Source organism: Mycobacterium sp. NGS22, assembly GCF_059813095.1.
The window spans coordinates 24,228-38,048 of the sequence record NZ_JCALDY010000017.1 but is presented as its reverse complement, the minus strand read 5'-3'; the positions used below and the strand labels follow the sequence as shown (position 1 = coordinate 38,048).

Annotated in this window: 17 protein-coding genes; 6 read left to right on the top strand and 11 right to left on the bottom strand. The window is 64.8% G+C overall.

Annotated elements, in window-relative coordinates; translation table 11 throughout:
- Position 1: 1 nt before the first annotated feature.
- From AC5Y47_RS17125 to AC5Y47_RS17100, 6 genes are all read right to left on the bottom strand, one after another.
- Positions 2-415: a hypothetical protein gene (locus tag AC5Y47_RS17125; RefSeq protein ID WP_499945327.1), complete on the bottom strand. Its 414-nt coding sequence runs from the start codon at positions 413-415 to the stop codon at positions 2-4.
- Positions 416-579: 164 nt separating this feature from the next.
- A complete protein-coding gene (locus AC5Y47_RS17120) occupies positions 580-1,383 on the bottom strand; it encodes an HAD family hydrolase (protein WP_499945325.1) in 804 nt (267 codons plus the stop codon).
- Positions 1,380-2,489, bottom strand: coding sequence for a cysteine protease StiP family protein (locus AC5Y47_RS17115; protein ID WP_499945323.1), 1,110 nt, complete (start codon positions 2,487-2,489; stop codon positions 1,380-1,382). The genes AC5Y47_RS17120 and AC5Y47_RS17115 overlap by 4 nt, the downstream gene beginning before the upstream one ends.
- A complete protein-coding gene (locus AC5Y47_RS17110; protein ID WP_499945321.1) occupies positions 2,486-3,694 on the bottom strand; it encodes a phosphoribosyltransferase family protein in 1,209 nt (402 codons plus the stop codon). Before AC5Y47_RS17110 ends, AC5Y47_RS17115 begins: the two co-directional genes overlap by 4 nt.
- Complete coding sequence (locus AC5Y47_RS17105) at positions 3,691-4,878, bottom strand: HpcH/HpaI aldolase/citrate lyase family protein (protein ID WP_499945320.1); 1,188 nt, start codon at positions 4,876-4,878, stop codon at positions 3,691-3,693. Before AC5Y47_RS17105 ends, AC5Y47_RS17110 begins: the two co-directional genes overlap by 4 nt.
- Entirely contained in the window at positions 4,875-5,978 is a 1,104-nt protein-coding gene (locus AC5Y47_RS17100) for a hypothetical protein (RefSeq protein WP_499945318.1), read from the bottom strand. The genes AC5Y47_RS17105 and AC5Y47_RS17100 overlap by 4 nt, the downstream gene beginning before the upstream one ends.
- A 253-nt stretch (positions 5,979-6,231) precedes the next feature.
- Between AC5Y47_RS17100 and AC5Y47_RS17095 the strand changes: the two genes are divergently transcribed.
- The 3 genes from AC5Y47_RS17095 to AC5Y47_RS17085 are packed head-to-tail and all read left to right on the top strand — an operon-like array spanning position 6,232 to position 8,676.
- Positions 6,232-6,807, top strand: a complete 576-nt coding sequence (locus tag AC5Y47_RS17095; RefSeq protein ID WP_499945316.1) for a TerD family protein — start codon at positions 6,232-6,234, stop codon at positions 6,805-6,807.
- On the top strand, positions 6,791-7,945 hold the full coding sequence (locus tag AC5Y47_RS17090) for a DUF475 domain-containing protein (protein WP_499945314.1): 1,155 nt from the start codon (positions 6,791-6,793) through the stop codon (positions 7,943-7,945). Before AC5Y47_RS17095 ends, AC5Y47_RS17090 begins: the two co-directional genes overlap by 17 nt.
- A gap of 29 nt (positions 7,946-7,974) precedes the next feature.
- Positions 7,975-8,676, top strand: a complete 702-nt coding sequence (locus tag AC5Y47_RS17085) for a TerD family protein (RefSeq protein ID WP_499945311.1) — start codon at positions 7,975-7,977, stop codon at positions 8,674-8,676.
- Between the two features lie 2 nt (positions 8,677-8,678).
- Here the strand turns inward: AC5Y47_RS17085 and AC5Y47_RS17080 are convergent, their stop codons facing one another.
- From AC5Y47_RS17080 to AC5Y47_RS17065, 4 genes are all read right to left on the bottom strand, one after another.
- A complete protein-coding gene (locus tag AC5Y47_RS17080) occupies positions 8,679-9,449 on the bottom strand; it encodes an AIM24 family protein (protein ID WP_499945309.1) in 771 nt (256 codons plus the stop codon).
- Complete coding sequence (locus AC5Y47_RS17075) at positions 9,446-10,144, bottom strand: AIM24 family protein (RefSeq protein ID WP_499945307.1); 699 nt, start codon at positions 10,142-10,144, stop codon at positions 9,446-9,448. The genes AC5Y47_RS17080 and AC5Y47_RS17075 overlap by 4 nt, the downstream gene beginning before the upstream one ends.
- A 9-nt stretch (positions 10,145-10,153) precedes the next feature.
- Entirely contained in the window at positions 10,154-10,777 is a 624-nt protein-coding gene (locus AC5Y47_RS17070; protein WP_499945305.1) for an AIM24 family protein, read from the bottom strand.
- Between the two features lie 174 nt (positions 10,778-10,951).
- Positions 10,952-11,470, bottom strand: a complete 519-nt coding sequence (locus AC5Y47_RS17065; protein ID WP_499945417.1) for an O-acetyl-ADP-ribose deacetylase — start codon at positions 11,468-11,470, stop codon at positions 10,952-10,954.
- 503 nt (positions 11,471-11,973) lie between these two features.
- Between AC5Y47_RS17065 and AC5Y47_RS17060 the strand changes: the two genes are divergently transcribed.
- The 3 genes from AC5Y47_RS17060 (at position 11,974) to AC5Y47_RS17050 (ending at position 13,317) form a co-directional block, all read left to right on the top strand.
- Complete coding sequence (locus AC5Y47_RS17060) at positions 11,974-12,552, top strand: TerD family protein (protein ID WP_499945304.1); 579 nt, start codon at positions 11,974-11,976, stop codon at positions 12,550-12,552.
- Between the two features lie 112 nt (positions 12,553-12,664).
- Positions 12,665-12,934, top strand: coding sequence for a hypothetical protein (locus AC5Y47_RS17055; protein WP_499945303.1), 270 nt, complete (start codon positions 12,665-12,667; stop codon positions 12,932-12,934).
- Positions 12,931-13,317 carry a type II toxin-antitoxin system VapC family toxin gene (locus AC5Y47_RS17050; protein WP_499945302.1) on the top strand — a complete coding sequence of 129 codons (387 nt, stop codon included), beginning with the start codon at positions 12,931-12,933 and terminating at the stop codon, positions 13,315-13,317. The genes AC5Y47_RS17055 and AC5Y47_RS17050 overlap by 4 nt, the downstream gene beginning before the upstream one ends.
- 48 nt (positions 13,318-13,365) lie before the next feature.
- Here the strand turns inward: AC5Y47_RS17050 and AC5Y47_RS17045 are convergent, their stop codons facing one another.
- Complete coding sequence (locus tag AC5Y47_RS17045) at positions 13,366-13,800, bottom strand: hypothetical protein (RefSeq protein WP_499945301.1); 435 nt, start codon at positions 13,798-13,800, stop codon at positions 13,366-13,368.
- Between the last annotated feature and the right edge of the window lie 21 nt (positions 13,801-13,821).

Below are 13,821 nucleotides of genomic sequence, written 5' to 3'. Positions count from 1 at the left end.
GTCACTGTTGACCTACCCACCAGGCGAAACTCGCCGACGACACCATGATTCCGATCACCACGAGCGCGGCCACCGCCGCGTAGGCCATGTTGAGCCAGTCAGGACGTAGGTACACCGGTTCGGCGCGCCGTGCGGTGTCGCGAGCGACGTAGAGGGCCAGTACGCCGACGGCGACAGGTCCGGTCAGTGTCCAACCGACGAGCGCAAGCTCGTCAGCCCACCAGGCTGTCGCCAAGACCGCGCCGATGACAGCAATAGCGGCACTGACCGCAAGCAGAGCGGTCGGCGGCTTTGCGATGGTGAGCGGCCGGGTGCTGCTGGACGTTGCTGCCCCGAAAGGCGGCTGACCGCCCGGTCCCGGTCCGCCGGCATTCGCCGTAGTGCCCGGGTCGAACGGGTTATATGGTGAGCCCACAGCACACTTCCCCTGGCCTCCCTTACAGGTTTGCGGCCCTCGGTCCTTTGCCTATCCTGTCACAGCCACAATCGGCTCGGCAGAAGTGCCGCCAATTGTTGTCCCAGGCACCGACAAGTCCCGGAAGCGGAGCGCATATCGCACAGAATCGCTGGTCAAAGTGGTCAGCCGACATGTTCGGCCAGCCAAGCTAGCATCTCCTCGGCCGCGCGGGCCCCACTCGAGGAAGTCACCACCGTGCGCGGCGAACGCCAGTCGAGTGCGTGCAGCTCGCCATGCGCCGGGCGGATGGACTCGTCAGCGTAGCTAAGTAAATCGGCATCCAACGCCCCGTCTCCGGCGGCCAGCAACGGCGCCGCATCGGACAAGGCACCGTCCTCGACGAGACGTCGGCGCACCTCGGCGACCGCATGCGACTTACGCAGCGCCTCGGGGACCGCATAGATCTTGCGGCCCTGCCGGGAAACCACCCAGCCGCGGCCCGCGCACCAGCCGGTCCAGTCGTCGAGGAAGCTGACGGGCATCTTGTCCTCGTCGACCACCAGGTAGCAGAACAGGTCTTCGGCGATGCGGAGGTTGTGCACCCACTCGTCGCTGATCCGGGTCCGCAGCGCGGCGACGACCTCTTCCAGTGGCGGCCCGCCGTCCCGGATCCGGGCGGCCATCGCTGCGCTCCACGCTCCATCCGCGGCGGAGTCGACCAGGATGTTGCCGCCGTTGCTGGTCACCGCGTAGCGAAATGGGCTGCCCGGCAGCTCTATTCGTTGATATTGAGCGATGGTGCGGGTGGTGGCCGGCACGAACGGGACCCGAACGGCCAGTGCGCGCAGCCGCTCGACCGCCTCCAGCGTCATGAACGACACCGGCGACCCGTTGTAGATCTCCACACAGGCACGGTCCTCGCCAGCGAAGTGGCGATCCGAATAGATCAGGGTGCGGTCCAGGTCGCAGGCGATCAGGACGCTCATGTGCTGACGTCCTTGATCAACCCGACACAGGAAAATGCCAAGTCGGGATCGTGCACGATCGGCACGTTGCGCGCCTGCGCCAACATCCTGATGTGCCGGTGCTCTGGCCCGTCGAGGTCACGCAGCAGAATGCGCCACGGCACCCGCCGCAGCAGGACGCGCGTGGTCTCGCCAATGCCAGGCTTGACGAAATTGGCGGTGGTGATGCCGTATTGGTGCTGAATCCGTTCGACCGTCGCCCAACCCGACCATGTCGGCGCGCGGTCGCCGGCCTGAACGTCTGCGACACCGCGCCGCACGTCGTCGACCACGGTTTCGAAGTGGGCAGACACCGAGTCGAGGAATGTCGCGGATTGGTCGTCGTCGGCGAGTTCTCGGTAGAACTTGGCACCGTGGAATTGCCCCGGTGCCAGCAGGCGGCGGTTGAGGACGGTGCGGGACACCAGCCCGGAGACAGTGGAATTCAGGCAGGCCGAGGCGATCAGGAAATCATCCCTAGTCCCATACGTGCGCACGCAGTGTCCCGGGTCGGCGAGCACCGCGAGATCTTCGTTGAAGGCGACGTCCGTCTGCCGGCGATATTCGCTCAACGCCGCGCTGAGTTCGCGGGTGATCGCCCCTTTGCCGGTCCAGCCGTCGACGAACACCACTTTCTTCGGATCGTGTTCGTCGACAAGGTAATCCAGTGCGACGGTGTCGATACCCCGATCACGGACGATCGAGATCGCGTAGTGCGGCACCGTGTCGCCGTGATGGCACAGCATCCAGCGGCGCATCAGAATCCCGATGGGGGTTCCGGCCCGGGCCAGCGACACCAGCACGACGTCGCGGCCGCGTTCGGCCGACACGAGTTCGGTGACCACCCCGACAGCGACGGCCAGCCGCCGGGAGCTTTCGGCCAGCACATCGCTGAACAAATCTTGGTAGTCCTGGTCGGGTTGGTATTCGATTGGCAAGGACTCGGCGTAATGTGCGCGGCCACTTTGAATCGCCCGCTCGCGCTCGGCGGTGTCTGCCTCGAGGGCCATCGCGGACAGGTCGGTGAGCAGCCAGCTGACCTCCTCGGGCGCATAGGAACCGAACCCCGGCCCGTGCAGCGGCTTCACGCGCCGGCACCGTATACGGCAGCGACCAACACGTCGTAGCCGGCTTTGGTCAAAACGTCGACAATGCCGCCGGATTCGTTGAGGCGTACCGTGTCCGCGCCGGCGTCGACCATCAAGACCAGGACCGGCTCGGCATCGGGCCAGCCGTTGTACAAGAAACGAGGCGCCTCGTCGCCCGGCTCGCAGGCACTGAAGCGGTAGCCGCGTCGCAACGGATAGTCGGGTACGTCGTGCACGTAGGCGGGCGAGCGGGTGCTGGACTGGTAGCGCACCGCACGACCGGCATCGGCGAGCCCGTCGGCAACCCGCAGCGGCAGATACATGAACTCCTCATGGCCGACCACCAGTACGGGCCGACCCGGATCGAGATGCTCGTCGAGCCGGCCCAGCAGCGGGTCCAGCGCGCTGTTCAGCGCTGAGCGGTCCGCGCGGGTGAAGCCGTGCCGGCCGCCTTCTGGAATCGACAGCGGCACCTCGACACGCCGGACGGTGCCACGCCGGGCCCGAAACGGGATATTGAGCTCAGGCGCGGGTAGCGCGTTGACCTCGCCAAGAAGGCTCTCCGGCAACGTAACCCGACCAACCGCGAGGCTCACATAGTCTATTCGCACGCCGAGTTCCCCGGCAGTCTGGGTGACCGCCTCCTCGTGGTGTGGCTCGCGGACATCCACCAGCGAGGCGACCACATAGCGGGACCGGGGTATCAGCGGATGAAGCGCCCGGATAGCCGCTAGCGCCGTTGTTCCAGTGGATATTTCGTCGTCGGCAATCACCAATGGGCGTTGCGCGGCGAATAGGCCGGCTCTGGGTTGCAGCGTGTGATCGGTGGCGTGCGAATGACCTTCCTGGAAGCCGGCATAAACATGTTCGGCGGGCCGTCGCGTCGTGTGCAGGTACACGGCGGCATCGAGTCGGTCGGCGACGCAATGCCCCAATCCCGTTGCTGTTTCGGCCATTCCGAGCACATCGACGTCGTCGTCGGCCACCGCCTTGATGCACTCACCCAGCTGGTGCCCAGCGTGAATCACCGAGGCCGGCTCGGCAGCGATGTGTTTGCCCAGCACCGTCGACACCAACAGGTGCGCGCGGCGCGGATTGCGGCGCAGGCCGGGCAACACGAGGTCGGTCACCGAAACCGGGCCCGCCGCATCGCGGTCGGAGATCGCGAAGCCGAATGTTCGTGTCGCCCACGACGACGAGGTCATCGGCCGGCTAGCACCGTCAGCAGGTCTACGAAAGACACCCCCTGGCGCGCGACACCGAAGACACGCGCGCGCCGTAGCACCTGCTCTGCCCAAATCCTGTGGGGCCGTGGCTCGTTCATCTTGTTGCGATACTCCGAGCGACGCACCCCGCTTTCCTCGGCGGCGGTCACGTCGAGCGCGTCACGGTATTCCTCGTGGGTCACCACCGCCAGCGCGTGCACGGCCGGCACATGCGAGGGATGGATGACCGTCTTGCCGTGCATGCCGTTGGCACGATCCAGACTCAACTCCCGCAGCAGGGCGTCGAAGTCGCGGCTCACCAACTGGTCGCGAAACCGCACCGCGTCGTGCTCGGCGAACGGCGTGGTCCGCAGCATGGGACGAAACAGTCGCTCGTGATCGGCGAAGTACTCCCACACCGGTCCGGTGATCACGTACCCGGTGCCGTCGGCCCGGCCGAAATAGTTGACGATGTCGCTGATCGCGTCAGCGATGACGCGTACGTCGTAGATCGTCAGATCGCGGTCCCGCCGGATCCCGAACACTCCGCACATGTCGGTGGCCCCGATGCGCAGCGCCAACACCGAATCGCGGTAGCCGGCAAGCACATCGGCGATGGCCGTCAGTTCGGCGTCCCGGCTCTCGCAGTACGCCAACGCGGCGGACTCCAGCACCGGCATGGAGTAGAGATGTTTGCCCAGGCAGCGACCGGCTTCGGCGGTCTCGTGCAGGAACTGCTTTCCGGTGTCCGCAGCGAATTTAGGAATCACGAAGCCACTCAACACGTCCCGGCCACCGCGCAGCGCTCCCGCAATCCGGCCGATGCATTCGGCGCTACGGACCCGGACGAAAAGCATGGCCGGTACGGCTTCGCGCGTTTCGGCCAGTTCGTCGAGGACGGTGACCACGGCGTTCAGTGCCGACTCCGCCGATCCGTGGTCGACGGCATCCTCGAGATCGAGCACCATCGAGCACACCCCGGTGTCGGCGCGCCGCGCCACCGTCGCGGCGAGATCGGGACGGTCAGCGGGGATGTAGAGGGTGGCACCCAAACCGACCGCCAGCAGATCTCGATCGGCGTCGGCGGGCAACTCCTCGGGTGCAAGGAAGAAGAGCCGTTCCTGATCGGCATCCGACAGATGATGGAAATGCCGGATCCCCGTTGCCGATGGGGAGCCTCTCATTGCGCGGCCCGCTGCCTGATGCGAGCAACGATCGTCGCGATGAAGTTGGATACGTCCTCCAGCCCGCGGTGGTAGCCCCAGTAATCCGGGTGTGGGCGCTGCAGGCCCTCGACCAGCAGGTCGATGCGCGGGGACTGGGCGTCCAGCGCCGCACCCCATTCCTGGACCGCGCCCCGGTCGACCGCCAGTCGTTGAGCGTCGCGCAGCCGAAACCGCACTTCTTTTTCCTTGCGGGCCGGGTCGCTGCGCAGCTGACGCAGCATGGCAAGCCGGTCGCCCACGGCGTCGATGAGCTCCTCGGCCGCGGTCAGCTCGGCGCGTGCCTGCACCCCCAGCTCCAAGGATTCCTCCGGTTGGCGCTGACGCTGGGCGGCCACGGCGCGCGTCAACAGCCCGTCGGCGCGGTCCAGATGACCGCGACTGGCCGGGCCGTTGTTCAACAGGTCGTTCGAGCTGTCGGCATGGAACTCCCGCAGCAGTGCCGACCTGTTGACATCGACGCTGTCCACCCGGTTGCGCAGCGCATCCAGCCGGGTGCGCAGGGAGGCCACCGTCTGGCGCGCCCGCTCGTCGCGCTGGGGCGCCGCGTCGAGAGCTTCGACGACTGACTGGACGGCCGCCCGGAGCTGACGACTGCGCTCGGCGACCGGCGCCAGGTCACGCTGCTGGCGCGCCGACTCCAGGTCGCGATACGCCACGCTCAACTGATCGTTGGCGCGCTGCACCGACGGGTAGGCCCGAAACGCGTCCGGGGTTTGCGACAATCTGCGCGCCACGTCGTCGGCTTCGGCGATCGCGGCCTCCGCGTCGGCGCCCACAGCAACTCCGCGAGCCGCCGCCGCGTCCAGGGTCGCACGATGTCGTTCGTGGAACTGGTCCAGGCTTCGCCGCGCCGAATCGAGAAGTTGCTGCGCTCGGTCTAGGGTTACCGTCCGATCGTACGAATTGCGGTAGCCGCCGGGGAAGTCACTACCGGATCCCGTTGCGGACAAATAGGCGGCCGTGGCGTCGTCGCAGGCGGTGCGGACCGCGTCGAACGCAGGCTCGAGCGCCCGCTGCGGCTCGACCGCCGTCGCGGCCTGAAAGAGGGATTCGACCACGTTCCGGCGGTTTTCCATGTCCAAAAACGCCGCCGTCAGGGCGGTTTGCGCCGAGTCGAACGATGCGTCTGTGCGGGGCTCGCGAGACCGTCTGAACCACCGACCACGCACACCGCGATCTTAGCGGGCACAAAGTCCTCGCCTGATAGTCGTCGCTTTATCCGTCGACGGTGTACTACGGTTGGCATCGGTTCCTGTGTTTGCAGATACCTAGTCCGACAAAGTTTTCTCACATCATCTGGAGGGGTGCTCGATGGGTGTCAGTCTGAGTAAGGGCGGCAATGTTTCGCTGACCAAGCAGGCGCCGAATCTGACGGCTGTCGCCGTCGGCTTGGGTTGGGACGTCCGGACCACCACAGGCACCGACTTCGACCTCGATGCCAGCGCCATCGCCTGCGGTGAGAACAAGAAAGTGCTGTCCGACTCGCACTTCGTCTTCTTCAACAACCTGCGCTCGCCCGAAGGTTCGATCGAGCACACCGGAGACAACCTGACCGGTGAGGGCGAGGGTGACGACGAGGTGATCAACGTCGACCTGGCCAACACCCCGCCCAACATCACCAACATCTTCTTCCCGGTGTCGATCTATGACGCCGACTCGCGCAGCCAAAGCTTCGGGCAGGTCCAGAACGCCTACATCCGGGTCATCGACCGCTCCAACGGCAGCGAACTCGCTCGCTACGACCTGTCCGAGGACGCCTCCACCGAGACCGCGATGGTCTTCGGCGAGCTGTACCGCAATGGCGCCGAGTGGAAGTTCCGCGCCATCGGCCAGGGCTACGCGTCGGGGCTGGCGGGGATCGCCCGCGACTATGGCGTCAACGTCTAGCGTGGCTCCCAAGGTCGGCGCGCTACGGATCTTTTGGCCGTCACTACTCGTCACGGTCCTTTCACTAGGCGTTGCCTTCTGGTACGGCAGCGTCCAGGCACTCATCCTGTGTGCGATTCTGGGCATCCTCGAGGTGTCGCTGTCGTTCGACAATGCGGTCATCAATGCCACCGTGCTGCGCCGCATGAACGAGTTCTGGCAGCGGATGTTCCTGACGATCGGGATCTTGGTCGCGGTGTTCGGCATGCGGCTGGTCTTTCCGCTCGCGGTGGTCTGGATTACCGCGGGTCTGAATCCGCAGCAGGCTTTCGACAAGGCACTCAATCCTCCGGCCAACCACGCCCCGTATTTCCCCGACGGCAGTCCTAGCTATGAGACCGCGCTCACCGGGGCGCACCCGCAGATCGCCGCCTTCGGCGGGGCGTTCCTGCTGTTGTTGTTCCTGAACTTCATCTTCAGCGAACGCGAGATCACCTGGCTGTCCTGGCTGGAGCGGCCGCTGGGTAAAGCCGGCAAGCTCGACCAGCTCTCGGTGGCGGTCGCGGCGGTGGCGATCATCTTGTCCTCCCAACTCATCGCGAAGCCAGAAAATCAATCCACGGTGCTGTTGTCCGGATTGCTCGGCTTGATCGTCTACATCGTCGTGGACGGACTCGGGTCGATGTTCGAGGTGGACGACGAGATCACCGATCCCGAAACGCCGGTGGCCGGTGGACCTTCCGAAACCGCCAAGGCGGCGGGCAAGGCTGGCTTCTTCCTGTTCTTGTATCTGGAAGTCCTGGACGCGTCGTTCTCGTTCGACGGCGTGATCGGTGCGTTCGCGATCACCGCGGACCCCATCCTCATCGCGCTGGGTCTTGGCTTCATCGGTGCGATGTTCGTTCGGTCGATCACGATTTTCCTGGTGCGCAAGGGAACGCTCTCCGAGTACGTCTACCTCGAACACGGAGCGCACTGGGCGATCGGCGCTTTGGCGACGATCCTGCTGATAACCACCGGGACGATCGAGATCCCCGAGATCGTCACCGGCATGATCGGCGTGGTGCTCATCGGTGCGGCCTTCCTCACCAGTGTGGTGCGCAACCGTAGGGAACGTGCCGAAGAGGTGCCGGAGCGTCAGGCCGCCGAGGTCGATTAGCGCGCCGATTCCGCTACGAAAGGGTCCTCATGGGTATCGACTACAACAAGCGCCCGCAGTCCCAGCCCGGCCCTTCGGCGTCTCCGCCGCCACTGACCTACCCCGCCCCCGCGCGTCCGTCCTCAGTTGCGCCGTCGGCCGGCGGAGTGAGCCTGTCCAAGATCAAGCTGACCAAGGACGCCCCGCGGATCAGCTTGACCAAAGCCGGTGAGCGGCAAGGGGTTATGCGGGTCAACCTGAACTGGAACACCGGCGGCTACGGCGGTGCCGTCGACCTCGATCTGGGCTGTCTGTACGAGTTGTCGACGGGACGCAAGGGTGTCGTGCAGGCGCTGGGCAACTCCTACGGGTCGGAGTTCTCCGAGCCGTTCATCGCGCTGGACGCCGACGACCGCACCGGATCGGCAGCCGGCGGTGAGAACATGCGCATCAATCTCGAACAGCCCGAACGGTTTCGGCGGATCCTGATCTTCGCGATGATCTACGAGGGCGCACCGAACTGGGCGGCGGTCGACGGTGTGGTGACCATGTTCCCGACCTCGGGTCCCCAGATCGAGGTGCGGATGGACTCACCGAACAACCAGGCGCGCATCTGCGCGATCGCCCAGGTCTACTATGCCCAGGGCGCGCTGCACGTCAACCGGGAAGTGCAGTACATCAACGGCGGTCAGCGGCTGCTGGATCAGGCGTACGGCTGGGGCCTGCAGTGGCAGTCGGGTCGTAAGGATTAATTTCAGACGCGGTGCTGCTGGGCCATCTGCGCGGTGATCACCTGATTCAGGCGTTGCAGGCCGCCGCTGGACAGCCCGTACAGCTGAGATTCGATGGTGCGCACCACCGCTGAGTCGCTGAGCACCTTCTCGCTGGACTGGATCAGGATGGTGCCGGCGCCGGTGAAGTCGAACTGACGTTCCTCACCCGTGTTGATGCCGAACCGCGCCGCGCCGGCCGCGATGAAGCTGCCGATCCAGCGCTGGTCGTAGTGGTGGCTCGGTGACGGGCAGTCTGCCCAGCCGACCAGCGCTTCGGGATCGACGCGCGCCGGCGGTTCGACGAACATGACCGCGCCGTTGGAGGACGCCAGGAACTTGCCGGTGCCGATCAGCGTGACGAATCCGGGCACGATCGACTGGTTGAGGGACAAACCTGGTTGGAACGCAAGGAGATTCGCCGCACGGATGGTCAGGTTGCCGTCGTCGAGGTCGTAGGAGTTGATGTCGTAGCCGCGGTCGCCGATGATCAGCTTGCCCTGGCCCTCCGCGACCGTGTAGTCGCCGAAATACAGTGGCGCCGAGAACTGTTGGGAGACCATGTGCATCAGTCCGCCCTGCAGCCCGTGGGTCAGGGCGCGGAACTGCATCTGTCCGTAGTAGGCGATCATGGCGCCCTTGCGGATGAACCACGGGTTGAGCAGGTCGATGTTGAACGCGTACGGGTTGTCGGGGATGTTGTCGTCGCCGGGCAACGTGTTCGGGTTGAGTATCTGACCAAACGAGGGGCTCACAGCTTTTCCTCCGATGCCTGCACGTAAACGGTTCCCTGCCCATGGCATTTCAGTTGCATCGCTTCGCCCGATCCTCGTCCGACGGCGTCGCGCCAACTCATCGCGCTCTTCAGTTCGGTCTGCACATTGCCGTAGACGCCGACGAAGGCCTGGGGGTCGACCACCACCGGATTGGGGCCTCCCACTTGAAGTTCCAGCACTCCGCCGTGGGCGAGCAGGACCGCGGCGCCGTGCCCGGACAGTTGCGTCGTCCACAGGCCTTGGCCGGTCAGGGCGCCGCTGGCCGCGCCGCGCAGCATGCCCATCATGCCGCCGCCGCCCCCGCCGCCGGTGCTGGCCACCGAGACCACGCTCGACTGCAACCCCGCGGTGTTGGCGAGCAGCCTCGATGCTTCGACTCGCAGGACCTGCCCCGGCTGGATCTCCACGACGTGCACTTCCAGTCCGGCGTAGCCGTAGTGCACTTCGCCGTTGCCCTGGGCCATCATGGTGCGTTCGTGTTCACCCTGCATCATTCGGCCGGCGAGGCGGGCGATGCCGCCCATGCCGCCCATCTGGCCGGCACCCGGGACTTGGTGCGGCGCGAACGCGACGTCGCCGGTGTAGAACAGCATCGCGCCGGTGCGGGCCACGACGCCGCCGGCCTGGGCGACGTTGACCTTGACGACTTTCGAGTTGACCTTGGCGAATACCACTGTGGTCCCCTACCGCTCGGCCGGCTGGATTGACACGACGCCCTGGCCATCCCAGCGCAGTGAGAAATTCTCACCACTGCCCTGGCCCATCGCCGTCCGCCACGACACGTCGGTGATGAACGACTGCTGCATCTGGCCTTTGGCGCACACGAACGCGTCGGGGTCGACGACGAGCGGGTACTGCGGGCTCACTTCCAGGTGGATCAAGGGACCGCCGGCGGAAAGAATCGCGACCTGGCCCTGGCCGGTGACCACCGTGGTGAACAGGCCTTGGCCGGAGGATGCGCCTCTGAGGCCGGTGAAAGTCACGTTGTTCTGCAGGTTGCCGGCCATGGCGAGCAGTTGGCGTGACTCGACCTGCAGCTGCTCGTTGTTCAGGTCGATGATCGTGACGTTCTGGGCGTTGACCGCCAAGAAGACCCGACCCTGGCCGGTGCACTCCATCAGGCTCAGCGCCTCGCCGGTGACGCGCTGTTTGAGGCCGGCCAGCACGCCCGAGCCGCCGCCGAAGCCGGCGTTCTTGAAAGTGATGTTGCCTTCGTAGGCGACCATCGAGCCGGTCAGCGCCCGGATGCTGGTGTTGTTCAGATGGGCTTCGATCACCTTTTTGTGCTGCTGATACAACTGCGCCATATACGCTCCCCAGCCGGTTGAGTTGCCAGCGAGAACCTTAGCTGATCGGGGGGCTCGGGTCATCAACTGCGACGTGGGGATAAATCCCGGTTAGGCTGCCGTCGCCGCGTGCTGGTTGTCGTCATCGACGGGGTGCGCCGATATTGGCGGTAAACCGGTTGGCGCACACTGCTTTTAGAGTGGATCAGACGTTTGTGACGCCAGTTGCTCAAGCACCAGGTCGTGCTCACCCCGTCCGAACGCCACCAGCCTCACTTCTTCGACACGCGCTTCAGAGGCGGCGATGGTCGCGATTGCCGCCGCGATGGCATCGCGTCCCGGCCAGCCGTAACTACCCGTGCTGATGAGTGGAAAAGCGACGCTTCGAGCGCCGAGCTCGTCGGCGACCTCTAACGAACGGCGGTAGCAAGACTCCAAAAGTGAGCGGTTCCGCTGCCCGGCTCTGTAGTTGGGACCGACCGTGTGAATCACCCATCGGGCGGGTAGCTCCCCCGCCGTCGTCCATCCGGCGTAGCCGGTCGCGAGCCCGTCCGGGAATCGCTCAATGCACTCGCGCAAGATTGCGGGGCCACCGACACGGTGAATCGCGCCGTCGACACCACCGCCACCGCGCATTGTGTTGTTCGCGGCGTTGACTATCGCGTCAACGTGCTGCTCGGTGATGTTTCCCTGAATTGCAGTAATAACCGGCATCCTGTCAGTATCCGCCGAAGCGCGGTCATTGACATCGGCCACCAGTTCGCGATGACACATCGCGGCTGCCAGTGGTCAGTCAGACAGATTGAATTTGGCAACGCCTGCAAGATGTTTCGTTGAATGCTCACTCCGGCTTGTCGACGAAGCGTTTAACGGGATCGGTGTCCTTGCTGGACAGAATCTGCTTGCGCTCGACCGGACATTACTGATGAAGGCTCCGACCGTGCAGGTATTGGCCGAATCGGCCGCACGCTAATTACCTTGTCACCGTTAGCGTCTCAGTTCCTGACGGTGCACCTGGCCTAGGTCGACAGCGGTCATAGGAATTCCCGGCACGTCCAATTGCTCAATCAATTACTCACGGCCACCGCTGCACCTGCCAGGACAGAAGTCCCAACGTCGCACCCTGTTCAAAGCCCGCCATTTCGGGGTTTGACTGCCGGTTACTAGTATCGAGCGCGAGGACTCGCCAACGACGATGTGTGTTCACGGAGGTATCGATGTCGGTCAAGCTGGCCAAAGGGGGCAACGTCTCGCTTGCCAAGCAGGCACCTAATCTGACCGCAGTAGCGGTCGGCTTGGGATGGCACGCTCGCGCGACCGCCGGTGCCGACTTCGACCTCGATGCCAGCGCGTTCGCGACCGGCTCCGGCAAAAAGGTGCTTTCCGACAGCCATTTCGTCTTCTACAACAATCCCCGGACCCCTGAAGGCACGATTGAGCACACGGGTGACGATCTGGTCGGCGGTAGCGGCGGCGACGACGAGATCATCAACGTAGACCTCGCTAATACGCCGCCGACAATCACCAACATTTTCTTCTCCGTGTCCATCCACGAGGCCGACAACAGACGCCAGAACTTCGGTCAGGTCACGAACGCCTACATCCGAGTCGTCGATCAGGCGACCAGCATTGAACTCGCACGCTTTGATCTCACCGAAGATGCCTCGACGGAAACCGCGATGATTTTCGGTGAGCTCTACCGGCATTCCGGAGAATGGAAATTCCGGGCGATCGGCCAAGGCTATGCCTCCGGTCTTCGCGGCATTGCGTTGGACTACGGCGTCAACGTCGAGTAGCCGTAGCGGCGCACCCTTTCGGATGACTCCGCGCCGTTGTATCTATCGACGAGCTGCGCCGATGCCAGCACCAGCGGTGTCACACCTACCTAGGTAGTGTTACACTTCGGCGATGCCGACCGCTCACCGTCGCCATGCCATCACAGAAACCAACGACATCAGCGACGCACTGGAAGTCGCGCGCCGCGAGTGGCCCGATCTTGCCCATAAGCCGGGTGCGCTGTTGCGCCGGTTGATCCTCGTAGGACGAAATACGATCGCGCACAACGACTCTGCTGCCGTCAGCCAACGCGAGCGAGCAATAGAAGAAACGAGTGGCGCACTGGCCGGGGTCTACGGAAGTGACTATCTCAGGGAGCTTCGCGAGGACTGGCCGGAGTGATCATCCTCGACGCCAGCGTCCTGATCGGCCATTTCGAGTTGGCCGATGCGCACCATGTCGAGGCGACTGCTCTGCTCAGGGCGCACGCCTTGGACAGTTTCGCTGCTAGCGTCGTCACCCTCGCCGAGGTTTACGTCGGTCCCGCCCGAACCGGCAGCACCGAACAGCTCGACCGACTGCTGGCTCAGTTGCAGATCCAGAGCCTGGACCTTCCGGCCGGCGCCGCCCGCCGCCTGGGCGAGCTACGTGCCACCACCAAGCTGAGGATGCCCGACTGCTGTGTGCTGTACACCGCGTCGCAGTGCAACGCCACCATAGCCACGTTCGACGACAGGCTCGCGGCTCGGGCGGTCGACCTGGGATTGACTGTGGCCACGGTATGACGTTGCAGGCGAGGCGACTTCGAGTGAGCCCGGTTCCGCCGAGTGCCCCTACGGGACCGGCGTGAGCTGCAGCTGCTGAGTCACCCGCGGCGGCCGACCTCCCGACCCGCATATCGGCGTATCTATACCCGAATCATCCTTGCCCGCAAGGGTTTCCGAATCCCAGGTGGCATAACTGACATACACGCCCGGCACCCGCGAACCGCCCGGACAGAACGCATCAGAATGCCAGACCAGTGACCATTGTCCGTCGGCCATCCGGGCGGTACCGAAGGCTGGGCCACCGGGTGAGCTGGCGACCGCAGCGCATCCCTCACCGCACGGAGTGAAGTACCAGTCGCTCGTAGTGATTTCGCCCGAGGCCGAGGTCACCGTCGCGAGGTAATGGCCGTCCATGGTCGGCGCCGCCGATGCGGTACCAACGGACCCAACAGTTAACCCGGCGAGCATGACGATTGTGGCGATGCGTCGTGAAACGGTCATGATGCGGCGTCCTCCCTGTGG